We start from the raw sequence: 24058 nt of genomic DNA on the forward strand, positions 1-24058 counted from the left end.
CAAAAGTGCTCGTTGTGGCGCGCATCACGCGCGGTGATAGGGGTGGCCCGCCAGAATGGTGGCGGCCCGATAAAGCTGTTCCAGAAGCATGACGCGGACCATTTGATGCGGCCAGGTCGCAGAGCCGAACGCGATCGCGAGCTTGGCCTTACGGCGCAATTCGGGCGAAAGTCCGTCCGCCCCTCCGATCACGAAAATAGTATGCCCGATGCCTTCGTCGCGCCAGCGCCCGAGATGCCGTGCGAATACGGTGGACTCGAGATTCTGGCCGCGCTCGTCCAGCGCCACCAGGATGGATCTTTCCGGAATATGCGCCGAGATCGCCGCGGCCTCCTCGGCCATCCGTGTCGCGGTATCGCGCGCGCGGCTCTCGGGAATTTCGTGGATGCTGAGCTCGCGGAATCCAAGCTTGCGGCCGGCCTCGTCGAACCGCTCGAAATAGCGGTCGGCAAGCTCCCGTTCGGGGCCCTGCTTCAGCCGGCCCACCGCAATGACAGCAACACGCATGATATCTTCGGGGTCTGATATCTTCAGGGTCGCGCTTCAAGACCGCGCGCAACAAGCGCGCGCACGACGCTAGCATGCGCGTCAGCCGATTCGAAATCGGCTCGATGAGCCTAGATCGCCTTCGCCGCCCCTGGTCCCTGCGTGTACAATCTCTCGAGATTGTAGAACTCGCGGACCTCGGGTCTGAACACGTGCACGATCACGTCGCCGGAATCGATCAGCACCCAGTCGCAATTGGGCAAGCCCTCGACATGGATGTTCTTGATGCCGTTTTCCTTGAGGCTCTTGGTGACGTTTTCCGCGATCGCGCCGACGTGCCGGTTCACCCGGCCGGTGGTCACGATCATGTAGTCGGAGTACGCCGATTTGCCGCGAAGGTCGATGGTGACCGTCTCTTCCGCCTTCATGTCCTCGAGGCGGGAGAGGATCAGGCTCAGCGTCTTGTCGGCGTCGGGTTGCGCCTCCAAGGCCGCAGCTTTGGTCGATGTTTTACGTGCAGGCTTGGCAACCTTGGGTAAAACAGACTTTGTCGAAGCTGACTTGGACAATACAGATGTGGTCAGGGACCATTCCTTTCACTGTATCGCGAACGCCGAATCCGGCGCTCGCTGGTTACACTACATCATGTGGGGTTAAGGGTTTCAATATGCCAGAGAGCCTCCAGCCCGCACACTTCGTCTCACTTCGTACCTTTCCAGCTCCCGTCCGGGTTCCGCAGGCCCGTCGAGGAGAGATTCAGCTTCAATCCGGTCAGGAAGACCCAGGCCGGCGCCGGCCGATCCGCGAGTTCTGCGGCCTTCGTCTCGGGCAGACGGTAGCGCGATAGCGCCTTGGCGGCCGGCGAGGCGAGGGCACGAAAACTCTGCGGCGGGCGATCGATGACCGCAATCGGCACCTGGCCGGCGATGCGCCGCCAGTCCTGCCAACGGTGGAATTGAGCGAGGTTGTCGGCGCCCATGATCCAGACAAAGCGCAGGCCGCGAAGGCGGCGGCGCAACGTGTTGATCGTGTCGATAGTGTAGCGTGTGCGAATGACGGATTCGAGACAGCTCACCTCGATCCTAGGATCGTTGGCGACGTCGCGCGCGGCCTGCATGCGCTCGCCGAGCTCGTGCAGCGTGCCGTTCTCCTTCAGCGGGTTGCCGGGCGTGACCAGCCACCAGACGCGATCGAGTCGCAATCGCTTCAGCGCGAATTGACTGATCGCGCGATGGGCCTGATGCGGCGGATTGAAGGAGCCGCCGAGCAGGCCGACGCGCATGCCCGGTGTCGAGGGCGGGATCGCTTGCGCCACGAAACGCGGCACGACGAAATTGTTGCTCAATTGCCCGCGCCTCGCGACGTTACCTACGGCCGCGTCTGCCCGGTGCCGTGGACGCGATATTTGAAGCTCGTCAACTGCTCGGCGCCGACCGGGCCGCGGGCGTGGAACCGGCCGGTGGCAATTCCGATCTCGGCGCCGAAACCGAACTCGCCGCCGTCGGCGAACTGCGTCGAGGCGTTGTGCAGCACGATTGCGGAATCGACCTCGCTCAGGAATTTCTTCGCGGCAGCCTCATCCGCGCTCACGATCGCGTCGGTGTGATGCGAGCCGTGGTTCTGGATGTGCGCGATCGCGCCGTCGACGCCGTCGACCACCTTCGCCGCGATGATCGCGTCGAGATATTCGGTGTCCCAATCGTCCTCGCCGGCAGGCTTGACCCGTGCATCGGTCTTCTGCACGGCCTCGTCGCCGCGCACCTCGCAGCCGGCATCGAGCAGCATCTCGACCAGCGGCTTCAGGTTCTTGCCGGCAGCGGCGCGATCGACCAGCAGCGTCTCGGCCGCGCCGCAGACGCCGGTGCGTCGCATCTTGGCATTGAGCACGATCGACTTCGCCATCGCGAGGTCGGCGCTGCCATCGACATAGACGTGGTTGACGCCTTCGAGATGCGCGAAGACCGGCACGCGCGCCTCCTGCTCGACGCGCGCGACGAGGCTCTTGCCCCCGCGCGGCACGATCACGTCGATGGCGCCGTTCAGGCCCGACAGCATCATGCCGACCGCGGCCCGGTCGCGCGTCGGGACCAGTGTGATCGCAGCTTCGGGAAGGCCCGCTTCGCGCAGGCCCTGCACCAGGCACTCATGGATGGCACGGCAGGATCGGAAACTGTCGGAGCCGCCGCGCAAGATCACGGCATTGCCGGATTTCAGGCACAGCACGCCGGCGTCCGCCGCAACGTTCGGACGGCTCTCAAAAATCACACCGACGACGCCGAGCGGCACGCGCACGCGCTCGATGGCCATGCCGTTCGGCCGCTGCCAGCTCTCGGTGACGACGCCGATGGGATCGGCGATGCCACGCACGATGCCGATGCCCTCGGCCATGCCCTCGACACGCGCCTGCGTCAGCGTCAGGCGGTCGATGAAGGACGAGGTGGCATTGCCGGAGGCCCGCGCCTCGGCGACGTCCTCGGCATTGGCGGCGAGAATCGCAGCAGCATTGCTGCGGATCGCCCGCTCCATGGCCACGAGCGCCCGGTTCTTCTGCTCCGGCGGCGCCAGCGCCAGCACGCGCGCGGCAGCGCGGGCCCGGGTCCCGAGATCGGTCATCAGGGCCTGAAGATCGGCGCCGCTATCGACGGCTTTCAGGGGGGCGGCCATGGCTGGTTCAACCTTCTGCTAAGAGTGTGTCCTAGCACGGAAATTGCAGGTTTGGCGAGGCTGGGAATTGGCATGACAGGGCGGCGAAGACGGGAGCGGGCGAGCTGAAATTCGCGCGACATCGCCGGGAGAAAGCTCCTCTCTCAGTGTTGACCCAGCCGATGAAGCAGGCCGTCTGGTCCCGGCACCGCGCCGTGATCCCTGATCCAGGCCTCCGACATGTTCCTGATCTCGCCCGGGAGCAGGCCAAGTGCCCGCGAAAGGCGCGGACGAATGTGGAGTCGCTGCCGAACTGCAGATCGACGGCGAGATCAATCAGGCGCTTGTCCCGCGATGCCGGTGAGATCAGCGGCGTCAAGCCGCGATTGAGCCTTTGCTCCTGCACGTAATGCGCAAGTCCTCCATCCGCTTCGAAGACACAATCAATAATTGTGTCGCCGTCGCCGCCGGACGGTTCTGTGCCCTGCCTGCATCAACATCGGATGAAATCGCCGCCTGAGACGCTCGGCACATCGCCCACGCGGGCGACCTGTTACGGCTTGTTTCGCGCCCTATGACGTCGCGCGTGCCCAGCTTCGAGGCAATCGCGGCATGCTTCCGCCCGAGGTTTGCGACATTGAAGTCTCCCGGATTGCAGCTGCGCTTCGCGCTGCTCGCCACTATGCTCGGCCTCTCCTGGCAGGCAAATGCAGCTACGCTGTTCGTGACGACCACGGCCGATAGCGGCGCCGGAAGCCTGCGGGCGGCGATCACCAGCGCGGGCAATAGCGATACCATCGTTTTCCAGACTGGCGGCACCATCACGCTCGCGAGTGAACTGCCTGTCATTACCAAGAACCTGACCATCGACGGCAACGGCAATAACCCGGTCATCAGCGGCGCCGGGACCTATCGTCCGTTCTTCATCGGCGACGCCGGTACGACCGGTTCGACCTATTCGGTCACGATCGCGAACCTCTCCATCGCCAACGCGGCGGCGCAGGGCGGTAGCGGCATCGACGGCGGCGGCGGCGGTGCCGGTCTCGGCGGCGCGGTGTTCGTGTCGAGCAACGGAGCGCTGACACTCAGCAATGTGAGCCTGAGCAACAACCAGGCGAGCGGGGGCGCGGGCGGCGCCTTCACCAACAACCTGAGCGGCGGCGGTGGCGGCATGGGAGGAAATGGCGGAAGCAGCCCAAGCTCCGCGGGCAATGGCGGCGGCGGGCTGGCTGTCGGCAGCAACAGCGTGAGCGGTCTTGGGACCAACGGTGGCGGCGCCAACGGTGGTACCGGCACAATGAGCGCCGGCACCGGCGGTAGCGGAGGGCTCGGTGGCGGCGGCGGCGGGAGCAACGCGACTCTCATATCCGGTGGTGCGCAGGGCGGCAGCGGAGGGTTCGGCGGCGGGGGCGGCGGCGGCTTTACCATCACCGGTCAAAGCACCGGCGGCGCAGGTGGGTACGGCGGCGGCGGCGGCGGGGCATACAGCGGGGTTAGCGCCGTCGGTGGCAATGGCGGTTTCGGTGGCGGCGGCGCCGCCGTATACTCAACCACGCGCACAGCCGGAACCGGCGGGTTCGGCGCGGGCGCTGCGGATGTCAGCCTGTCCGTCCCGCTTGCCGCGGGCGGCGGCGGCGGGCTCGGCGCCGGCGGCGCGGTCTATGTCCAGACTGGCGGCACCGTCACGGTCAGCGGCTCGTTGACCGTCGACGGCAACAGCGTTGCCGGCGGTAGCGGCGGCGGCGGCTACGGCACTCCAGGCAGCGCTTACGGCTCCGGCATCTTCTTCCAGGGCACCAGCGGCACCACGACCACGCTCGCTTTCGGGTCCGGCAGCCAATCGATTGCCGACACGATCGCCGATTACATCGGCTCGGGCGGGACCAATCCCGGCGGCGGCACCAACGCCGCGGACCAGGGTGGCAGTGTCGCGCTCACCAAGAGCGGCGGCGGCACCATCGCCCTTGCCGGCCCCAACACCTATAGCGGTGGCACCACCATCAACGAGGGCTCTACGCTCGTGATCGGCAGCGGCAGCGCACTCGGCAGCGGCGCGCTGACGCTCAACGGCGGCACAACCGGCGTCACCGTGAACTTCAACGGCAGCTTCAGTGTTGCCAACAACATCACGGCCACCGGCGATCCGACCTACAACGTTCTCACCGGCAACACGGTCAACCTGAGCGGCGTGCTGTCGGGTTCGGGCGATGTCGTCGTCAATAACCAGAGCGGCTATGCCGGAACGTTCGTTCTTTCAGGTGTGAATACCTATATCGGCCCGACCGTGGTCGATGCCGGCACGCTGCAGGCCGGCTCGACCAGCGCGTTCGGCAACAATTCCGCGATGACGGTTGCCGGCGGCGCAATTCTCGACCTCGCCGGATTCTCCAACGCCGTGGGATCGCTGGCCGGTGCCGGCACCGTCACCAACAGCGGCGTCGCCGCCGTCCTGACTGCCGGCGGCGATAACGCCTCGACGGTGTTCTCCGGCACGATCGGGGACGGCACGGGGCCGATCGCGCTGACCAAGACCGGTACGGGTCTCTTGGCGCTCACCGGAGTCAACACCTACAGCGGGGCAACCCTGGTCAATGGCGGCACGCTGCGGGTGGATGGTTCGATCGCCTCCTCCAGCCTGACCACTATCGACGGCGGCGCCATCCTCGTGGGCAGCGGCACGCTCGGCAACACCTTGATCAAGAGCGGCGCGATATTCGCACCCGGCTCGGGCACGCCGGGCAGTGCAATGACGATCGCCGGCAACCTCGCCTTCCAGTCGGGCGCGGTCTACCTGGTTCAGCTCAATCCGACCGCAACGACCGCCGCCATCGTCAACGGCAGCGCGACGCTCGCGGGCAGCGTGACCGCCTCGTTTGCGTCGGGAAACTATCTGACCCGCAGCTATTCGATCCTGCATGCGACGTCGATCAGCGGCAGTTTTGCGGCCCTCTCTACCATCGCCCTGCCGGCCGGCTTCAGCGCCGACCTGCAAATCACGGCAACCGACGTGCTGATCGATCTGACGGCCCAGCTCGGTGTGCTCTCCGCTGGCGGGTTGAACCGCAACCAGCGCAACGTCGCCGATGCGCTCAACGGCTTCTTCAACGGCGGCGGCACACTGCCGCCCGGCTTCGTCGCGGTGTTCGGGCTGACCGGTGCCCCGCTCGCGGGCGCACTGACCCAACTCTCCGGCGAAACCGCGACCGGCGCGCAACAGACGACCTTCGACGCCATGGATCAGTTTCTCGGCGTGCTCACCGATTCGTTCGTTGATGGCCGCGGATCGCGTGGGGCGGACACGGATGGCGCGATGGGCTATGCCGCCGCGGCCGGCAAGCGCAGCGGCGCCGAGCGCGAGGCCTACGGCATGATGACCAAGACACCTTCGCGCACGGGCTTCGATCCGCGCTGGCGCGTCTGGGCCGCGGGTTTTGGTGGGACGCAGACGACCGACGGAAATGCAGCGATCGGCTCCAACACTGCCACCAGCCGCATTGCCGGCACCGCGGTCGGTGCGGATGTGTGGCTGTCTCCGCGCACGGTCGCGGGCGTCGCCCTGGCAGGCGGCGGAACGAGCTTCAACGTCGCCAATGGCGGCGGCGGCCGCTCCGATCTGTTCCAGGCCGGCGCCTTCATGCGGCATACCGCCGGGCCGGCCTTTGTCACCGCAGCACTCGCCTATGGCTGGCAGGAGGTCACCACCGATCGCACCATCAGCATTGCCGGCAGCGACCGGCTGCAGGCGCGCTTCAATGCCAACGCCTTTTCCGGACGTGCCGAGGCCGGCTACCGTTTCGCGACGCCCTGGCTCGGCGTGACACCCTATGCCGCTGCGCAGGTCACCGCGTTCGACCTGCCGGCCTATGCCGAGCAGGTGCTGGCCGGCTCCGGCACCTTCGCGTTGAGTTATGTGGCGAAGACCGCGACTGCGACGCGCAGCGAGATCGGGCTGCGCACCGACAAGTCGTTCCTGATCGATGAGGCGGTGATGACCGTTCGCGGCCGCGCCGCGTGGGCTCACGAATACGGCATCGATCGCAGCATCGTCGCCACCTTCCAGACCTTGCCCGGCGCAAGCTTCGTCGCGGGCGGTGCATCGCCGGGTCCGGACGCGGCGCTTGCCACCGCGTCCGCCGAGATCGCGTGGCGCAATGGCTTCTCGATCGCCGCGTCGTTCGAAGGGGCCTTCTCCCACGTTGTCAGGAGCTACGCCGGCAAAGGCGTCATCCGCTATGCCTGGTAGGACATGATGGTCAGGCGGGATCAGTCAGCCGCTACCCGCCCACCACCAGATCGTCGCGGTGGATCATCTCGGAGCGGCCGCTGATGCCGAGGATCATCATCACATCGGGCGAGGAGCGTCCCTTGATGCGGTCGGCATCCTCGGCGTCGTAGGCGACGAGACCGCGGCCGATCTCGCTGGTGTCGGGCCCGCGCACGATCACGGCGTCGCCGCGGGCGAACTGGCCGTCGACCCGGATCACGCCGGCCGGCAGCAGGCTCGCGCCCGCGCGAAGGGCGGCGACGGCGCCGGCATCGATGGTCAGCGTGCCCTTCGGCTCCAGCGAGCCTGCGATCCAGCGCTTTCGCGAAGTGATGGGGTTGGCCGGCGTCAGGAACCAGGTGCAGCGGCCGCCATTGGCGATCGCCTGCAGCGGGTGCTCGATCTTGCCGGAGGCGATCAGCATGTGCGTGCCGCCCGTCGTGGCGATCTTGGCCGCCTCGACCTTGGTGCGCATGCCGCCGCGCGACAGCTCGGACTCGGCATCTCCCGCCACCGCCTCGATCTCCGAGGAGATGCTCTCGACCACGGGAATGAGCCTTGCGTCCGGGTTGTTCTTCGGCGGGGCGTCGTAGAGCCCGTCGATGTCGGACAGCAGCACCAAGAGGTCGGCGCTCGCCATGGTGGCGACGCGCGCGGCGAGGCGGTCATTGTCGCCGTAGCGGATTTCGTTGGTGGCCACCGTGTCGTTCTCGTTGATCACGGGGATCGCGCGCCATTCCAGCAGCTTGCCGATGGTGGAGCGGGCGTTGAGATAGCGGCGACGCTCCTCGGTGTCCTGGAGCGTCACCAGGATCTGGCCGGCGTCGATGCCGTGCGCCCCCAACACCTCGGACCAGATCCGCGCCAGCGCGATCTGGCCGACCGCGGCGGCGGCCTGGCTCTCCTCCAGCTTCAACGGGCCGCGCGGCAGCTTGAGGCGGCTGCGGCCGAGTGCGATCGAGCCGGAGGAGACGACGAGGACGTCGCGCCCTTCGTTGTGCAGCTTGGCCATGTCGTCGGCGAGCGCGGCGAGCCAGGACGCCCGCACCTCGCCCCTGTCGGAATCCACCAGCAGCGCGGAGCCGACCTTGACGACGATACGGCGAAATTGACTGAGTTCGGGGCTGGCCATGTGTTTATGTGCTGGCGCGTGTGACGAATTGCTCTGCATCGGAAGCGGCGGAGCGAAAGAGCGGCGCCGATGAGGCCTGCTTTTGCAGCAGGACGATGGCCGGCGCAAGGCGGGCGAGATGGTAAACGGCCAACGTGGGCCTTGTCATGGACGCCGTTCCGGTTCTAATGCCGGCAACCAAAAACAGGGCTGGAGAGGAAACGTATGGACCGCCGCAAATTCGTGACCGGATGTCTCGGCCTGCCGCTACTGGCGCAAGCGGGTGGGGCGCAAGCGCAGGCCGGGCTGAGCAAGATCATCTTCCCCTTCGCGGCCGGAGCCGGCGGCGATACGCTGTGCCGGCTGATCGCGCAGGAGATGGCGCCGGTCCTGCAACGGACGATCGTGGTCGAGAACCGTACCGGCGGCGACGGCCTGATCGGCATCAAGGCGGTGAAGGGCGCCAGCCCCGACGGCAGCATGGTGCTGGTGACGACCGGGCCCACCATGTACCTGCTGCCGATGGTGGAGACGACACCGAGCTTCGACACGGCCAAGGACTTCATGCCGGTGTCGCTGCTGGCGCGGTTCGAGTTCGCCGTCGTGATCGGCCCGGGAGTCGACGCCCCGGATTTCAAGAGCTTTGTCGCCTGGCTGAAGGCGCATCCCGACAAGACGTCGTTTGGCGTGCCGAGCAATGGCACCATTCCGCATTTCATGGGCTCCAAGCTCGAAAAGGATCTCGGCATTGCCCTGACCCGCGTGCCCTATCGCGGCAGTGCGCCGATTCTCAACGACCTCGTCGGCGGCCATATCTCGTTCGGCATCGTGACATTGGCCGATGCGCTGCCGCAGCACCGCGCCAAGGGCGTGAAGATCATCGCGGTCTCGAGTGCCGAGCGCTCGCCGTTCGCGCCTGACGTTCCGACGCTGAAGGAGAGCGGCATCGACCTCGTTGCGGATGCCTGGTACGGCATGTGGCTTCCCGCCGGCAGCCCGCCGGAGTTTGCGAGCAAGCTCGGCGCGGCCGCGAGCGCGGCGCTGGCCAAGCCCGAAGTGAAGGAGAAGCTGACGGCGATCGGGATGATCCCGGTCGGGTCGACGCCGGAAGGATTGACGAAGGAACTCGCCGCGAACACGTCGCTGTGGCAGCCGATCGTGAAGGCGACGGGCTACAAGATCGAGAATTGAGTCTCCCGCGGCGACACACACTCAATCGTCATGGCCGGGCTTGACCCGGCCATCCACGTGCGTCCGCGATTGCCGCAAGACGTGGATGCCCCGGACAAGCCCGGGCATGACGAATTGAGAGAGAGGCGGTCGCCCGCTCACATCTTCGCGCGCTGCGCGATGCCGTCCTTGATTGCTGCAAGCTCGGCCTCGTCCCAGATGCCGATCAAGATCCCACCCTTCACTTGGAGCTGGTTGTCCGCATAGGCTGCGATCTTCTCGCGCGGCGTGGTGACGTGGCCGTTCGGATGCAGCGCCCAGTCGAACAGCTCGGCCTGGAGGCGCGCGATGATGCCGGCGCACTCCGGGTCGTCGCCGCGATCCAGAAACTCTTCCGGGTCGGTTTGGAGGTCGTACAGCATCGGGCGGAAACCGGACGCGTGGATATATTTCCAGCGGCCGTCGAACACCATGAACAGGCGGCAGCGCTCGATCGGCTGGTTCAGCTTCAGCCGGACGTCCTGCATGGCGTAGTCATATTCGGAGAACGCCACCTTGCGCCAATCCGATGGCTTCGGGCCACGCAGCAGCGGCAGCAGCGAACGCCCCTCAAGAATGTGGCCCGGCACCTTGCCGCCGAAATAATCGACGAAGGTCGGGGCGAGATCGATGCCCTCGACCAGCGCATCGCTGCGCGTGCCGCGTGTGGCGTCGGCCTCCTTCGAGGGGTCGATGATGATGAGCGGGATCTTCGCCGACTGCTCGTGGAACAGGTCTTTCTCGCCCATCCAGTGATCGCCGAGATAGTCGCCGTGATCGGAGGTGAACACGATCATGGTGGTGTCCAGCAGGTCGCGTTCCTCCAGGAACTTCATCAGCACGCCCATCTGGTCGTCGATCTGCGTGATCAGGCCCATATAGGTGGGGATCACCTTTTCGCGGGCCTCATCGCGCGCCATGTTGCGGGAGTAGCGCATGTCCATATAGGCGCCGAACACCGGATGCGGATTCTGGCGCTCGCGCTCGGAGCGGATCACCGGAATCATGTCGTCGGTCGAATACATGCTCGCATAGGGCTCTGGCGCGATGTAGGGCCAGTGCGGCTTGATGTAGGACAGATGCAGGCACCACGGCCGGCTGTCGGTCTCGGCCTCGCTGATGAAATCCATCGCGCGCCGCGTCATGTAGGGCGTCTCGGAATGCTCGTCCGGCAGGCGTGCGGCCTTGTCGGCATGCACCAGCAGCCAGCCGTTCTGCAAGGAGCCATCGTCGGCCGCGCCTGAATTGGCCCAGTGCTCCCAGGGGTTGGTGGCTTCAAAGCCCTGCTGGCGCAGATACTCATCGTATTTCGGCCGCGGACGACCCGTCGGATGCAGGCCGTCGTCGCGCTCATAGGGCTCGAAACCGCATTCGGCGACGTGCACGCCGATGATCGATTCCGGCGGGATGCCGAGCGCCTTCATGCCTTCGAGGTCGGGCGCCATGTGGGTCTTGCCGACCAGCACGTTGCGCACGCCGATCTTGCCCAGGTGATCGCCGAGCGTGGGCTCGCCGACGCGCAGCGGCCAGCCGTTCCAGTGCGAGCCGTGCGAGCGCATGTAGCGCCCGGTGTAGAACGACATCCGCGACGGGCCGCAGATCGGCGATTGCACATAGGCCTTGGTGAACAGCACGCCGCGCTTCGCCATGGCGTCGATGTTCGGTGTCTTCAGCGTGGGATGGCCGGTGCAGCCGAGATAATCATAGCGAAGCTGGTCGCACATGATCCAGAGAACGTTCTTTGCGCGCGCCATGCGTCTCGCTCCACCCTTCGTTCGCTTGATATAGCGCTATTGATGGTGCGAAGAAAACCTCTCCCATAGGGAGAGGTCGGCGCGTAGCGCCGGGTGAGGGGTTACGGTGTCTCGTGGGACCTGATCCCCTCACCCGATTTGCTACCGCAAATCGACCTCTCCCCGGTGGGGAGAGGTGTGGAGAGAGCGTCGCTCGTTCCTTACGCCGACCACGGCTCCGCCTCGGCCGCGCTCTTCGCCTTTGCGGAGACGGGGCTCTCGCCGATCACCTCGGCAAGCGCGCGCAACGCTTCCTTGACGCCCTGGCCGGTCGCGCCCGAGAGCAGCAGCGGCGTCTTCCTGGCGGCGCGCTTGAGACGGTCCTTCTGCTTCTTGAGCTCGTCCGGCTCGACCGCGTCGATCTTGTTCAGCGCGACGATCTCGATCTTGTCGGTGAGCTGTCCGCCATAGGCATCGAGCTCCTTGCGCACGGTCTTGTAGGCCTTGCCGGCGTGCTCGCAGGTTGCGTCGACGAGATGCAGCAGCACCCGGCAGCGTTCGACATGGCCGAGGAAGCGGTCGCCGAGGCCCGCGCCTTCATGCGCGCCCTCGATCAGACCGGGAATATCCGCCAGCACGAACTCGCGGCCGTCGGCATTCACGACGCCGAGCTGCGGATGCAGCGTGGTGAAGGGATAGTCGGCGATCTTGGGCTTCGCCGCGCTGACCTTGGAGAGGAAGGTCGACTTGCCGGCATTGGGCAGGCCGACGAGGCCGGCATCGGCGATCAGCTTCAGCCGCAGCCAGATCCAGCGCTCTTCGCCGGGCTGGCCGGGATTGGCGTTGCGCGGCGCGCGGTTGGTCGACGACTTGAAATGCGCGTTGCCGAAGCCGCCATTGCCGCCCTCGGCCAGCACGAACTTCTCGCCGACCTTGGTGAAGTCGTGGATCAGCGTCTCGCGGTCCTCGTCGAAGATCTGGGTGCCGACCGGCACCTTGAGCACGATGTTCTTGCCGTTGGCGCCGTGGCGGTCCGAGCCCGAACCGTTCTCGCCCTTCTGGGCCTTGAAGTGCTGCTGGTAGCGGTAGTCGATCAGCGTGTTGAGGCCATCGGCGACCTCGATGATGACGTTGCCGCCGCGGCCGCCATTGCCGCCGGAGGGACCGCCGAATTCGATGAACTTCTCGCGGCGGAACGCCACGCAGCCGTTCCCGCCGTCACCGGAGCGGATATAGACCTTTGCTTCGTCGAGGAATTTCATGGGCCATAGGTAGGCCAGCCGGTCCCCCGCGGCAACCCGCATTGCCCCGCGGCCCGGCCGAATTTCTCCCGAAGTCGCGCCTTGCTTAACCTGCCGGGCGGCGCCGGATCAGGAATTTCTGCAGGCCGTCCAGCACCAGCTCCTTGCGCTGGTTGAAGATCGTGCTTCGAAGCGTCACCACGCCGGTCGTGCGTCCCGGCACCAGCTCGATGACTTCGAGCGCGGGGTAGATCGTGTCGTCGGCGAACACCGGTTTGAGGAACCGGCTCGACTGCTCGAGGAAGCCGACGAGGGAGTCCTCGACCATGAACGGAAACAGGCCGGCACCGGGCGCGGTGTGGATCAATGTCTGGAAGCCGTGGGCGAGCAGATGCGGCATGCCGCGGCTGCGGCAATATTCCACGTCGTAGTGGACCGGGTGGGTGTCGCCGCTCGCGGTCTGGAATGCGACGAACACCGCCGAGGTCTGGGTGCGGCTCGGCAGCACGAAGCGCTCGCCGACGACGAAATCCTCAAACCAGCGTTGCGCGGGGATCATGCGATGCCGGGTGGGATCGAAGTCGGTCATGCGCTGCACCATCAGGATGAATTCGCTTGGCGATCCCTATCGCGTGACGCGCAGTGCGACAATGCGTTCGATTCGCCTGAGGTGGGCTTGTTCTGCCGGCCCGCGCGATTAAAACGACGGCAATGCCCCTGTTCAAGACTCTCTCAGCCTATGACGACCGCTCCGCGCGCCTGGCCGGCATCGCGCTGATGGTGCTGTCGATCTTCATGTTCTCGTTCGGCGACGCCATGGGCAAGTTCCTGGTCGGCACCTATTCGGTGGGACAGCTCTTGTTCCTGCGCGCCTGTGCGGCGCTGCTCCTGCTGTCGCCGATGATCTGGACGCAGCGTCACCAGTTCCTGCATCTGGAGCGGCCCGGCTTGCAGCTGTTCCGTGTCGTGCTGTCGACGCTGGAGGTGGCTGCCTTCTTCCTCGCGACCGTCTATCTGCCGCTTGCCGACGTCATCACCTACTATCTGGCCGGTCCGATCTTCGTCACTGCGATGTCGGCGATCTTCTTGGGGGAGGAGGTCGGCTGGCGGCGCTGGACCGCCATCCTGATCGGCTTCTGCGGCGTGCTGATCGCGCTGCGTCCCTCCGCGCAGACCGTCAGCCTGCCCGCGCTGATCGCGCTCGGCGGCAGTCTGTCGTTTGCGACGCTGATGCTGATCACGCGCAGCCTGCGCAAGACGCCCGACATCGTGATGGCGTCATCGCAATTCGTCGGCACGTTTTCGCTGGGTGCCGTGCTGTCGGCCTTCCACTGGGTGCCGCCGACGCCGGGCAGCCTCGTGATCTTCGCGCTGGCCGGATGCATCTCGGTGACCGCGCTGTTCTGCGTCAACCGCTCGCTGAAGCTGGCACCGGCCAGCGTCGTGGTGCCCTACCAATATTCGATGATCGTCTGGGCCGTGATCTTCGGCTTCGTCGTGTTCGGCGATGTGCCGTCGATCGCAACCCTGGTCGGTGCCGCCATCATCATCGGCGCCGGGTTCTACATCTATCTGCGCGAGCGTGATCTCGGACGCGCGAGCGCCGACGTGAATCCGCCTGCGTGAACGCTCCCTCGTCGTCCCGGGGCGCGCGGAGCGCGAGCCCGGGACCCATACCCAAAGGGAGTGGTTTGACGAAGACTCGGAGTGGGAGTTTCCTCCCTCACTCCTCCCTGGGATTATGGGTCCCGGGCTCGCGACTTCGTCGCGCCCCGGGACGACAGCGGAGAATGCCGTAGCGCCTTCGCCTACCTCATCCGCCGCGCACTGCTCCAGCTCTTCAGCGAGGCCCACACCCCGCGTGACAGGCGGAAGCAGTCGACGGGGGTCGAGGAGCCCAGCGCCAGGAAGCGGTGCAGCTGCACGCCGCTCCACTGGAAGCCGCACTTCTCCAGCACCTTGCGCGAGGCAGGATTGGTGACGCGGGCACCGGCATGGAGATGCTCGTCCTCGAACTCCTCGAAGAAGAAGTCGATCGCACCGCGCGCGGCCTCGGTGGCAAAACCCTGGCCCCAGTGATCGACGCCGAGCCAGTAACCGAGTTCGGCATTGTCGGGCTTCGAGCAGTCGATCCCGACCATGCCGACCGGCCCGGTATCGTGCTCGATCAGGAACACGGTCTCGCTGCCGAGTTCGGCGGTGGCGCGGATGAACTCGACGGCGTCGTCCTGCGAATAGGGATGCGGCAGGCGCCGCGTGTTCTCGGCGACACGGCGGTCATTGGCGAGCCGGGCGATGGTCCTGACGTCGGCGAGGGTGGGTCGCCGCAAGGTCAACCGCTCGGTGGCGACGACGCTGGGTCTCGCCTCCTGCAAGGTCACGCTCGAGAAATCCTGCAACATGTCCGGCTCCGTGAAAGTCACTAATTCGAAGTGAGCAAGTCAAAGAAAAGGGGAGGCCGGTTTCCCGCCTCCCCTGGAGCCTGCTTGTGGACTCCGCCGGTTCAGTCAGGACCCGGCGGACTCCAAATTTGATCCACCGTCTATTCAGCCGCCTCGGCGATCGGGAGCACCGATACGAAGGTGCGGCCGTTGGCTTTGGCCTGGAACGCAACACGACCCTCGATCTTGGCGAACAGAGTGTGGTCCGTGCCCATGCCGACATTAAGGCCCGGGTGCCAGGTCGTGCCGCGCTGACGCGCAATGATGTTGCCGGGAGTGACGATCTCCCCGCCGAACGCCTTGATACCGAGGCGCTTGCCCTTGGAATCGCGTCCGTTGCGCGATGAACCGCCTGCTTTTTTGTGAGCCATGGCTCGTCTCCGAAATCCTGCGTATGTCTAGGTCAATTCCTTGACGGAATCATTTCAAAAGGTCTCACGCATCAATTCGTGAATTGGCGTGATCGATTCTCGTTACTCGGCGGCTTCGGCTGCCGGCTCCTTGGCCACCTTCTCCCGCTTCGGGCGCGGGCCCTTGGTGGGCTTGGCGCCGTCCGTCAGGATCTCGCTGATGCGCAGCACGGTGATCTCGTCGCGGTAGCCGCGCTTGCGGCGCGAATTCTTGCGGCGGCGCTTCTTGAACGCGATGACCTTGGGGCCGCGCTTGTGGTCGAGCACCTCGACCGCGACGGAGGCACCCGCCACCGTCGGAACGCCCAGCACCGGCGTGTCGCCGCCGACCACCAGAACTTCATTCAACTGCACGATCGAGCCGACTTCGCCTTCGATCTTGCCTACTTCCAGGACATCATCCGGCACGACGCGGTATTGCTTGCCGCCGGTTTTGATGACTGCGAACATCGTTTTTTTCCTTCGTGTTCAATCCCGGCCTCGCGACAGTTTGTCCGGGCCGGCTTTTTGTCAGTCGCTACGGATTTATGCGTGTCTGCGCGGGCGGGAGTTATCCCTTTGAAAACCCGGGCAAAAACAAGCGGCGCGAGAAACGCCCCGCGCCGGCTGTGGGACTTATAGCCGCCGGCAGCGGAGAGTCAAGGAAAACCGCCAAAAAGGGCCCGGATTTGAAGGATTTGGGCCGTTTCCGACGCCCTGGCGGAATCTGCCGTCGGCGTGCAACCAACGGGTTCCCTCTCCGTTGTGTCCTCGCAAATCGGACACGCGGGCAAGGGCTATCATGGCAACAGACGAGCTGGTCAAGGCAACGGGCATCGCCCAGCATGGCGCGAGCCGCCTGCCGTCGGTCGATGTCGACAGCTTCAACATCGAGATCAAGGACGACGACGGCTTTCTCGGCGACCGCGCCAGCAAGGGCGCGTTCCGGGACGTTCTCGAGCGCTGGCGCAAGCCGCTGCGCAAGACGGGGGAGGACCCGTTCGGCAAGGTGCCGACGGAGGAGATCAACAAGAAGACGCTGGACGCCATCCTGGTCGGCGACGACACCGAGGCCGCGGCCGTGGTGCACAGCGCGATCGAGGATTTCTCCCAGGAGCTTGCCTATGTCACGCGCCGCTTCCTCAAGACCAAGGCCTGGGCCAAGACCGAGCGCATCGTCGTCGGCGGCGGTTTTCGCGATTCCCGGCTCGGTGAGCTCGTGATCGCCCGTGCCGAGATCATCCTGAAATCCGAGGATTTCAAGATCGACCTGCAGCCGATCCGCCATCATCCCGATGAAGCCGGCCTGGTCGGCGCGCTGCATCTGGCGCCGTCCTGGATCTTCGAAGCCCATGACAGCATCCTCGCCGTCGACATCGGCGGCACCAACATCCGCTGCGGCCTCGTGGAAACCGGCTGGAAAAAGGCCAAGGATCTGTCGAAGGCCAAGGTGGTGCATTCCGAGCTGTGGCGCCACGCCGATGACGAGCCGACGCGCGAAGCCGCGGTGAAGCGGCTCACCAAGATGCTGAAGGGGCTGGTCACGGAAGCCGAGAACGAAGGCTACAAGCTCGCGCCGTTCATCGGCATCGCCTGTCCCGGCGTGATCAACGCGGACGGCTCGATCGAGAAGGGCGCGCAGAATCTCCCCGGCAATTGGGAGAGCAGCAAGTTCAACCTGCCGGCGAGCCTCGTCGAGGCGATCCCCGTCATCGGCGAGCACGACACCGCGATCCTGATGCACAATGACGGCGTCGTTCAGGGCCTGTCGGAAGTGCCGTTCATGCAGGATGTCGAGCGCTGGGGCGTGCTCACCATCGGCACCGGGCTCGGCAACGCGCGCTTCACCAACCGCCGCAAGGAGAACGGCAACGGCAAAGACCGCGATTCCACGGAGAACGGGAAGAAAAAGGGCAAGAACGACAAGGAGTAACCTTGACTGGTTAGGTTAAGGCGCGGATTGCGTTGCGCCATGCGGACTACACGCTACGGTCGAAATCGCCGCTTTCACTCGGCCGGCGAAGCCGCCCTTCCTGGCCAGTATTTCAATGAGCGGCACGGGACCGCCAGTGTTTACCGCGTCTGGCGGTCCCACCCCGTTTTTCCGAACATGCGATGAGCCCCAATGCCCGCCCCGACGGCGGTGCGTTCCCTCCCCCCTTGTGGGGGAGGGCCAAGGAGGGGGTAGCCCAGCAAGCGGTGCCGATGGTGTGCCGGCTCTAACAGGCCTCGCCCCCGCACTTCAGCTCCACCCGACACGCTGAAAGAACCCCGCGATCTCCGCGGCCGCGCGATCCGGATCTTCCCGATGCGGGAAGTGGCCGACATCCGGAAACATCGCCGGATCGAGCTTGGTGAAGGTCTCGCCCAGCCGATCGGTCCACGCATACGGAAACAGCGGATCGTGCTCGGCCCAGCGCACGCATGTCGGCACATCGATCGGCGGCAGCGGCACCGCTTCGCCCTTCATCATCGCGACACGCCCGGCATGGGAGGCGCGATAATGCGCAAAGCCGCCGGCAAGATTGCCGTCCTTGAAGAAATTGTCGGCGAAGACGTCGAGGACGTCGTCGAAGGCGCCTTTCCGGTGCGCCCAGCCTTTCAGGAAATGGCTGATATAGAGCCGGCAGGTCTCGCGGCTCGCGCCGACGAGCTTTGGCGCCATCTCCATCTGGTGAAACGACTGGTACCAGATGTGGTTGAGCCGATCAGGGGCCGCCATCCGCGGCCCGATGCCGGGATAGACGAAATCGAAGAAGAACAGCCCGGCGAGCCGCTCGCCCGCCTGCCGGGCCAGCGGCTGCATGACGGCACCGCCGACGTCGTGGCCGGCGACTGCGAATCGGCTGATGCCGAGCCCGTCCATCAGCGCCAGCATGTCCGCCGCGTGGCCCTCCGGCCCGTAGGGGCCATCGGGCTTGTCGCTGTCGCCGAAGCCGCGCAGATCGGGCGCGACAAGCGTGAAGCGATCCGCAAGACGCGCCATCACCGGCTCCCAGGTCAGCCAGAATTCCGGCCAGCCATGCAGCAGGAGCAGCGGTTTGCCCCGACCGGTGCGAACCAGGTGAAAATCGGCGCCATTGGCCGAGATCGTCAGATGCTCCATGGCGGTTCCTTTCGGGGGCAGAAGCGTTTTCGAGCGAAGTGGCCACCGGTTCGCGCCCGAGAAAACGCGTCAAAACGAGAATCCGGGGCTCCGTTGCGATTCATCGGAGCGGTGCGCCCCGGGACAAGGGCTGAAAGAGGCTGCGGATTTTCCCCTTTCGCGCCTTGTCTGGCCAGCCATCCTCGCCTATTAACGCCCCCAACCACAGGGGCCGCAGCCCCGCAATGGCGCCTTCAGGAGAGGTGGCAGAGTGGTTGAATGCACCGCACTCGAAATGCGGCATAGGTGCAAGCCTATCGGGGGTTCGAATCCCTCCCTCTCCGCCATAACAAAACAGCCTCGAGAAAGCCCCGCAAGATTAGGCCTTTTCTGCACCCCGGAGCATCTGGGGTAGCCCCAGCGGTTTGGCATGCGCGGTTCTCGCTTACGATATTTGCCTGACTTGGAAGCGCCTTGAGACACGACTTTCCCGGCGAACGTCGGTCAATCGCTTCGAGCTGACTTGCCGCGCGCCAGCGCTACCCGGCACATGGTTGCGGAGAAGTTGCCCATTGATCGGGGCCCCGATCGAGGACCGATCCGCCAACAGCCGGCGCGCAACGTCGCCCCCTCTTGCGCATTCTGCAGCTCCGCGTCCCCGGGGATAGCCCGAAGGCAATTTCGCCAGCTCCCCCGCTACGGCGAATCCATCTTCCCCGCGGGCGAGGGCCATCGCGGGATTTTCCTCGCATTTTCAATGACCGCGCGGCTGGCACACGCCTTGCGAAACGGAGAGGGACGATGAGCGTCGCGCGGTTGCGATTGCCTGGCCTCGGGAATTCGGAATGCCCAGCCCACTCACCGAATACAGTCCCGAATGGGAAACTTTCGAGGCCGAGGCGTCGGAGCTGGCGGATTCGGATCGCCGCGAGATCATCGACGAATCGACTGAGCTCGACCTCGCCAGCGAATTGCTGGCGGTCAGCAACGAGCTGGAGCTCGACCAGTTCCTCGGCGATCTCATTCGCAAGGTCGGCCGCGCGGCCGGCTCGATCGTGCACTCGCCGCTCGGCAAGGCGATCGGCTCCCGGCTGAAAAGTGTGATCAAAACGGCGTTGCCGCTCGCAGGCGGCGCGCTTGGGACTTTCGCGGGCGGACCGCTCGGCGCTTCGATAGGCAGCGGACTAGCCTCCATGGCCGGGCGAGCATTCGGCCTCGAGCTCGAGGGACTGGGCCCGGAGGACCGCGAGCTTGCAGCGGCAAAACGCTTCGTGCGCTTCGCCAGCGAGGCGGTGGGCGACGCGATCGGGGCACCGCGATCGCAGGAGCCGACGACAACCGCTCGACTCGCGATCGCGGCTGCGGCGCGGCGCAACGCGCCGGGATTGTGGCGCTACACGATCCCGCGCGGCCGCAAACGTCGGCGGCAGTCGCAACGCGACCGTTCGGGCGGACCCATCCACATTCGATCTGCGGAGGACAGCATGCACAACATTGGCCGCATTCAGCTCGAGACCGATCCCGAGTTGGAGAACGACGAAGCCGGTCAGCTCGAATGGCTCGGCGAAACCGTATTCAACGAAGCCGAGGAGATGGAGCTCGCCGCGCAACTGATGGAAGTCAACAGCGAGGAGGAGCTCGATCAGTTTCTCGGCGACCTGATCCGCAAGGCCGGGCGTGCGCTCGGCAGCTTCGTGAGCTCCCCGTCCGGCCAGGCGATCGGCGGGATCCTGAAAGGCGCGGTCCGGCAGATCCTGCCGCACGCTGCGGGTGCGCTCGGCACGTTCGTCGGTGGGCCGCTCGGTGCGCAGATCGGCAACGGCCTCGCGGCGATGGCGGGCAACGAGATGGAAGCGGTAAGTTTCGAACAGGAGGATCGCGAATTCGCCGGCGCGCGGCAGTTCGTGCGTGTCGGCGCCGACGCCGTCAGGAACACGGTCGCGGCGGGGCCGCATGTCGAGGCGATGGAGGCGGCCCAAGCCGGTATTGCCCAGGCGGCGAATGCGCTGGCTCCGGCGTTGCTGCGGCCGCCCGCTCCCGACCTGGGACCATGTCGCTGCGGTCAGCGCGGCCGCTGGCGGCGTCGCGGCAACAAGATCGTACTTTACGGCGTCTAGGGCAGGGTATCGTGATCGGCTCCTTCGCAAAATCGATGCTGCTGCACGAGACGCGCGCCCTGCTGGCGCGGCTGGCGCTGGTCAAGCCGTTTGCGCTGCAGGAGCCGATGCTGCCCGCAGCGGCGTTGCTCCCGGCCGCGGAGGTCGCGATCGACCGCTTCCTGCTCGCCGGCCGCCGCGAGCTGAGGCTCATGGTCGGCCGCTACCTGGCCTGGCTGAATGCGGCGGGCGACGAGGTCAGCGCCGAGGAGGCGCAGCGCCGCTTCGCGGTGCTGCGTCTCAAGTTCAACGCGGTGCTGACCCAGTTCGACACCTTCGCAGATGTGATCACGCAGCGTAGCGAGAACGAGTCGGGCGTTTGGCTGTCCGGGCTCGACGTGGTGGCGGCCGAGGCCCTCGCGCTGCCCGGCTATTACGATCCGCCGCCGGTCATCTGCTATCTCGATCGCGACATCGGCGCAGCGATACGGCGCGCGCGCACGCGCATGCCCGGCGGCGGCGAGAGCCCGGTGGCCATCATCCGCGTTCCGCGCGAGCGCATGGTCGGCACCAGCATCGCGTCGTCGCTGGTGCACGAGGTCGGGCATCAGGCGGCAGCTTTGATGGACCTGGTCAATTCGCTCCGGCCGGCGCTGTGGCGGCTGCAGCGTGGGGCCGGAGCCGCCCGCCGCGCCTGGCAATTGTGGGAACGCTGGATCTCCGAGATCGTCGCCGATTTCTGGTCGGTCGCGCGGGTCGGAATCGCGTCCACCCTCGGGCTCATCGGTGTCGTCAGCCTGCCGCGCGCCTTCGTGTTTCGCCTCAACGCCGATGACCCGCATCCGATGCCGTGGATCCGCGTCAAGCTCAGCGCGGCGATCGGAGATGCGCTCTATCCGCACCCGCAATGGCAGCGGCTGAGCGCGACATGGGAGTCGTTCTACCCACCGGACGGCGTGGCGGCGGAGATGCAGGCGCTGCTGCAGGAGTTGCAGGCGACCATGCCCGCCTTTGCGGCCGCGCTGATCAACCACCGGCCGCCGGCGTTGCGCGGCCGGTCGCTCGCCGAAGTGATGGACACCGGGGCGCGGCAGCCCGCGCGGCTCGCTGCGCTGTTCCGGTCCTGGCAGGCGCAGCCATCGGAAATGTATCGCGCGAAGCCGACGCTGGTCTTTGCCGTGATGGGACAGGCGCGCTCGGACGGCAAGCTCAGTCCCGAGGACGAGAGCCTGCTGCTCTGCAAGCTGCTCGCCTTCTGGGCGCTGCGCGCCACGTTGGACATGTCGGAAATCTGTGCGGCCGCGCCGGTTGCGCGCGCCCGCGCTGCATGAAGGCTCAAAGGAGGATCAGATGATCAAGAAGATTCAGACGGTCGAGCTCCAGGCGAGTACCAACCTGGTTCTGCGGAGTAGTGACACGGTGACCCTCACGGTCAATCTCTCGGATCTGGAGCTGGAGAGGATCACGGCGGAGCACGGCCCCCCGGTGTTCGCAATCGACGGCGTGGATATCGAGCTCGATGCGCACAATCCGCGAATGGCACGATGGACGCCGCAAAAGATGTCAACGGCCGTCTACCACGCGACCGTCGCAGTGGCCGCCAGGAATGAGAAGCCGCACGTGATCGGTGAGACGTGGATCCACACCGTAGCCACCCGGGCCGAGGGCGGGCCGGAGTGGCATCTGGAGGTCAATGACGGCGAAAGGGGCGTTGAAGAGGGCGAGCTGATCGACCTCGAAGTGGCAGGCCCCCCCGTAGAGCGCGCCAAGCTGCACTGGCGGTTTGACGCCGGCAACAAGGGGACGATCCGCCGCGACAACACCTCAGCCACGAAGGCGTTCTGGGATACGAGCGGGATGCTCGCCGGCACGCACACCGTCAGCGCCTGGCTGGTGGACGAACGGGGATCCGCCGTGACGTCCGGGCTCAATCCCGTGGTGCTGACCGGCACGGGACGCGTCAGGGCGCAGCCGCTCGGCCGCGGCGACACGTTGCGCGTGTCGCTGCAGCGTCCGGCCGCACTACGCACCCGTGACCAGGCGTTCTGGTCGCTGATCCGCAGTTGCACGGGGCAGATCAGCGGCGCCCGCTATGCCGAGTTCATCGAAGGCGTGCTCTGCAAGCAGAAAACCGACCTCCTCGGCCGCGGTTCGATGCTCGCGAGCCGGCTGGTGCGCGACGCGCGCGATCTGCAGCCGTTCAGCTACGGTGTCGGAGCCTACGAGCTCTTGAAGACCGCTACGCAGGTGTTCCTGCTGCTGGAATGCGGCGGCTGTCATGCGGAGATCAAGAATCTCGATCCGGACGACGAGTCGCTGCGCTTCGGCGAGCAGGTGACGCTGGAGGATCTGCGCGCGCGGCTCTGCGCCTACATCCCGCACGGACAGCTGCCTTACATCAAGCGTGTACTCGATAGCGCTTTCCAGGGCGAAACGGAGATCGCCAGCCTGCACTGCTATGGCGTGCTCAGCTCGCGGATCCAGGTGCCGTGCCTGCTCGAGCTGATCTGGTCGTACTGGCACGAGGAAGGCATGCTGGTGCAGAGCATCGGCGCCATCGCGCGGCGCTTCCAGAACGTGCGGGCGCGGGGAGACCGCGATCCGCTCGCCCATCTCGAGATTGATCCGCTGCGTCCGCTCGGCAACCTGTTGTGGGGCTACATTCAGGACGAGCCGAACCTGCTGTCCGTGAAGCGCCGCGCCTACGAATACGACCATCAGTATGGCCTGCAGCTTTACGGCAAGGCGGTGCCGCCGCTGCGGTCGGCGGACAGCCGGTCGAAATTCCTCGAGGCATTCCACCATCTGCTGCACCGCTGCTCGATCTTCTACAAGGAGGACAACGACACGACGGTAATCGCCGACGGCTTCGCGCTGCTCAACGCGCTGCAGGAGGTGCACATCCTGCTGGCCGAAGGCGCGAACAACCAGTTCGGCGATCTGCCGTGGACGGCGCGCGCCGAGATGCTGATGCAGCAATGGCTGCTGTCGCGGCCGGAGATGCGCGACTTCCTGCAGGGCCGCCGCATGGTGCCCTACAAGGAGCCGTGGATGGCGACGGTCGACACCATGAAGGCGCTGCAGGGATGGACCGACATTCCGGTCACCTACTTCCGCGACCTCGGTGTCTATGGCGAGCAGATCCTGCTGACGATCCGCTACGGCGACTGGATCGACGTCAACAACGAGGAGGCGGCGAAGAACTGGGCCCGCTCCTGGCGACCCGAGGTCCAGGGATACCTGCACGCCTACCGTGCCGTCACCGGCATGGATCTCACCAACGCCGAGATGGTCGACCACACCATGCCGGCGATCCACCTTCAGAACCGGTTGGCGATGCAGCGGTCCCGGTGAAGGGCC

The 24058-nt window shown here is 65.9% G+C and carries 19 protein-coding genes and 1 tRNA gene; 8 read left to right on the plus strand and 12 right to left on the minus strand.

Features of this window, described 5'->3' with window-relative positions:
* Nucleotides 1-24: 24 nt before the first annotated feature.
* The 4 genes from rlmH to ACSHT2_RS21775 form a co-directional block, all read right to left on the minus strand.
* Nucleotides 25-507, minus strand: a complete 483-nt coding sequence (gene rlmH, locus ACSHT2_RS21760; protein WP_028180033.1) for a 23S rRNA (pseudouridine(1915)-N(3))-methyltransferase RlmH — start codon at nt 505-507, stop codon at nt 25-27.
* 110 nt (nt 508-617) lie between these two features.
* Nucleotides 618-974, minus strand: a complete 357-nt coding sequence (rsfS, locus tag ACSHT2_RS21765; RefSeq protein WP_008538851.1) for a ribosome silencing factor — start codon at nt 972-974, stop codon at nt 618-620.
* Between the two features lie 212 nt (nt 975-1186).
* Nucleotides 1187-1831 carry a nicotinate-nucleotide adenylyltransferase gene (locus ACSHT2_RS21770; protein WP_440636454.1) on the minus strand — a complete coding sequence of 215 codons (645 nt, stop codon included), beginning with the start codon at nt 1829-1831 and terminating at the stop codon, nt 1187-1189.
* 23 nt (nt 1832-1854) lie between these two features.
* Nucleotides 1855-3150, minus strand: coding sequence for a glutamate-5-semialdehyde dehydrogenase (locus ACSHT2_RS21775; protein ID WP_440636455.1), 1296 nt, complete (start codon nt 3148-3150; stop codon nt 1855-1857).
* A gap of 631 nt (nt 3151-3781) precedes the next feature.
* On the opposite strand from ACSHT2_RS21775, the gene ACSHT2_RS21780 reads away from it, so the two are divergent.
* The gene (locus tag ACSHT2_RS21780; protein WP_440636456.1) at nt 3782-7372 is read left to right on the plus strand and encodes an autotransporter domain-containing protein; all 3591 of its coding nucleotides are present in this window, start codon (nt 3782-3784) and stop codon (nt 7370-7372) included.
* Between the two features lie 31 nt (nt 7373-7403).
* On the opposite strand, the gene proB is transcribed toward ACSHT2_RS21780, so the two are convergent.
* Nucleotides 7404-8525, minus strand: a complete 1122-nt coding sequence (proB, locus tag ACSHT2_RS21785; protein WP_440636457.1) for a glutamate 5-kinase — start codon at nt 8523-8525, stop codon at nt 7404-7406.
* 204 nt (nt 8526-8729) lie between these two features.
* On the opposite strand from proB, the gene ACSHT2_RS21790 reads away from it, so the two are divergent.
* Complete coding sequence (locus tag ACSHT2_RS21790) at nt 8730-9695, plus strand: Bug family tripartite tricarboxylate transporter substrate binding protein (RefSeq protein ID WP_440636459.1); 966 nt, start codon at nt 8730-8732, stop codon at nt 9693-9695.
* Between the two features lie 137 nt (nt 9696-9832).
* Here the strand turns inward: ACSHT2_RS21790 and ACSHT2_RS21795 are convergent, their stop codons facing one another.
* From ACSHT2_RS21795 to ACSHT2_RS21805, 3 genes are all read right to left on the minus strand, one after another.
* Nucleotides 9833-11467: an alkaline phosphatase family protein gene (locus tag ACSHT2_RS21795; RefSeq protein WP_440636460.1), complete on the minus strand. Its 1635-nt coding sequence runs from the start codon at nt 11465-11467 to the stop codon at nt 9833-9835.
* Nucleotides 11468-11667: 200 nt separating this feature from the next.
* Nucleotides 11668-12708: a GTPase ObgE gene (gene obgE / locus ACSHT2_RS21800; RefSeq protein ID WP_440636461.1), complete on the minus strand. Its 1041-nt coding sequence runs from the start codon at nt 12706-12708 to the stop codon at nt 11668-11670.
* An 85-nt stretch (nt 12709-12793) separates the two neighbouring features.
* Nucleotides 12794-13276 carry a MaoC family dehydratase gene (locus tag ACSHT2_RS21805; RefSeq protein WP_440636462.1) on the minus strand — a complete coding sequence of 161 codons (483 nt, stop codon included), beginning with the start codon at nt 13274-13276 and terminating at the stop codon, nt 12794-12796.
* Nucleotides 13277-13398: 122 nt separating this feature from the next.
* Here ACSHT2_RS21805 and ACSHT2_RS21810 point away from each other — a divergent pair, with 122 nt between their 5' ends.
* A complete protein-coding gene (locus tag ACSHT2_RS21810; protein ID WP_440636463.1) occupies nt 13399-14313 on the plus strand; it encodes a DMT family transporter in 915 nt (304 codons plus the stop codon).
* A 182-nt stretch (nt 14314-14495) separates the two neighbouring features.
* Here the strand turns inward: ACSHT2_RS21810 and ACSHT2_RS21815 are convergent, their stop codons facing one another.
* The 3 genes from ACSHT2_RS21815 to rplU all read right to left on the minus strand — a co-directional run bounded on the left by ACSHT2_RS21815 (nt 14496) and on the right by rplU (nt 15988).
* A complete protein-coding gene (locus ACSHT2_RS21815; protein ID WP_440636464.1) occupies nt 14496-15089 on the minus strand; it encodes a GNAT family N-acetyltransferase in 594 nt (197 codons plus the stop codon).
* Nucleotides 15090-15229: 140 nt separating this feature from the next.
* The gene (gene rpmA / locus ACSHT2_RS21820) at nt 15230-15499 is read right to left on the minus strand and encodes a 50S ribosomal protein L27 (protein ID WP_008538809.1); all 270 of its coding nucleotides are present in this window, start codon (nt 15497-15499) and stop codon (nt 15230-15232) included.
* A gap of 102 nt (nt 15500-15601) precedes the next feature.
* Nucleotides 15602-15988 carry a 50S ribosomal protein L21 gene (rplU, locus tag ACSHT2_RS21825; protein ID WP_061028931.1) on the minus strand — a complete coding sequence of 129 codons (387 nt, stop codon included), beginning with the start codon at nt 15986-15988 and terminating at the stop codon, nt 15602-15604.
* Between the two features lie 331 nt (nt 15989-16319).
* Between rplU and ACSHT2_RS21830 the strand changes: the two genes are divergently transcribed.
* On the plus strand, nt 16320-17450 hold the full coding sequence (locus ACSHT2_RS21830) for an ROK family protein (protein WP_440636465.1): 1131 nt from the start codon (nt 16320-16322) through the stop codon (nt 17448-17450).
* 309 nt (nt 17451-17759) lie between these two features.
* Here the strand turns inward: ACSHT2_RS21830 and ACSHT2_RS21835 are convergent, their stop codons facing one another.
* The gene (locus tag ACSHT2_RS21835; protein ID WP_440636466.1) at nt 17760-18623 is read right to left on the minus strand and encodes an alpha/beta fold hydrolase; all 864 of its coding nucleotides are present in this window, start codon (nt 18621-18623) and stop codon (nt 17760-17762) included.
* A 236-nt stretch (nt 18624-18859) separates the two neighbouring features.
* Here ACSHT2_RS21835 and ACSHT2_RS21840 point away from each other — a divergent pair.
* The 4 genes from ACSHT2_RS21840 (at nt 18860) to ACSHT2_RS21855 (ending at nt 24052) form a co-directional block, all read left to right on the plus strand.
* A tRNA-Ser gene (locus ACSHT2_RS21840) sits at nt 18860-18949 on the plus strand.
* Between the two features lie 498 nt (nt 18950-19447).
* Nucleotides 19448-20719, plus strand: a complete 1272-nt coding sequence (locus ACSHT2_RS21845) for a hypothetical protein (protein WP_440636467.1) — start codon at nt 19448-19450, stop codon at nt 20717-20719.
* Between the two features lie 35 nt (nt 20720-20754).
* A complete protein-coding gene (locus tag ACSHT2_RS21850) occupies nt 20755-22029 on the plus strand; it encodes a hypothetical protein (RefSeq protein WP_440636468.1) in 1275 nt (424 codons plus the stop codon).
* 19 nt (nt 22030-22048) lie between these two features.
* On the plus strand, nt 22049-24052 hold the full coding sequence (locus ACSHT2_RS21855; protein ID WP_440636469.1) for a hypothetical protein: 2004 nt from the start codon (nt 22049-22051) through the stop codon (nt 24050-24052).
* Nucleotides 24053-24058: the final 6 nt, after the last annotated feature.

The organism is Bradyrhizobium sp. PUT101 (assembly GCF_052043945.1).
Classification (GTDB): domain Bacteria; phylum Pseudomonadota; class Alphaproteobacteria; order Rhizobiales; family Xanthobacteraceae; genus Bradyrhizobium.

Bases quoted from the DNA above. Each gene is read 5' to 3' on its own strand.
- rlmH (WP_028180033.1), bottom strand. From the start codon at position 507: ATGCGTGTTGCTGTCATTGCGGTGGGCCGGCTGAAGCAGGGCCCCGAA.
- ACSHT2_RS21775 (WP_440636455.1), bottom strand. From the start codon at position 3,150: ATGGCCGCCCCCCTGAAAGCCGTCGATAGCGGCGCCGATCTTCAGGCC.
- proB (WP_440636457.1), bottom strand. From the start codon at position 8,525: ATGGCCAGCCCCGAACTCAGTCAATTTCGCCGTATCGTCGTCAAGGTC.
- ACSHT2_RS21790 (WP_440636459.1), top strand. From the start codon at position 8,730: ATGGACCGCCGCAAATTCGTGACCGGATGTCTCGGCCTGCCGCTACTG.
- ACSHT2_RS21795 (WP_440636460.1), bottom strand. From the start codon at position 11,467: ATGGCGCGCGCAAAGAACGTTCTCTGGATCATGTGCGACCAGCTTCGC.
- obgE (WP_440636461.1), bottom strand. From the start codon at position 12,708: ATGAAATTCCTCGACGAAGCAAAGGTCTATATCCGCTCCGGTGACGGC.
- ACSHT2_RS21805 (WP_440636462.1), bottom strand. From the start codon at position 13,276: ATGACCGACTTCGATCCCACCCGGCATCGCATGATCCCCGCGCAACGC.
- ACSHT2_RS21810 (WP_440636463.1), top strand. From the start codon at position 13,399: ATGCCCCTGTTCAAGACTCTCTCAGCCTATGACGACCGCTCCGCGCGC.
- ACSHT2_RS21815 (WP_440636464.1), bottom strand. From the start codon at position 15,089: ATGTTGCAGGATTTCTCGAGCGTGACCTTGCAGGAGGCGAGACCCAGC.
- rpmA (WP_008538809.1), bottom strand. From the start codon at position 15,499: ATGGCTCACAAAAAAGCAGGCGGTTCATCGCGCAACGGACGCGATTCC.
- rplU (WP_061028931.1), bottom strand. From the start codon at position 15,988: ATGTTCGCAGTCATCAAAACCGGCGGCAAGCAATACCGCGTCGTGCCG.
- ACSHT2_RS21830 (WP_440636465.1), top strand. From the start codon at position 16,320: ATGGCAACAGACGAGCTGGTCAAGGCAACGGGCATCGCCCAGCATGGC.
- ACSHT2_RS21835 (WP_440636466.1), bottom strand. From the start codon at position 18,623: ATGGAGCATCTGACGATCTCGGCCAATGGCGCCGATTTTCACCTGGTT.
- ACSHT2_RS21845 (WP_440636467.1), top strand. From the start codon at position 19,448: ATGCCCAGCCCACTCACCGAATACAGTCCCGAATGGGAAACTTTCGAG.
- ACSHT2_RS21850 (WP_440636468.1), top strand. From the start codon at position 20,755: ATGCTGCTGCACGAGACGCGCGCCCTGCTGGCGCGGCTGGCGCTGGTC.
- ACSHT2_RS21855 (WP_440636469.1), top strand. From the start codon at position 22,049: ATGATCAAGAAGATTCAGACGGTCGAGCTCCAGGCGAGTACCAACCTG.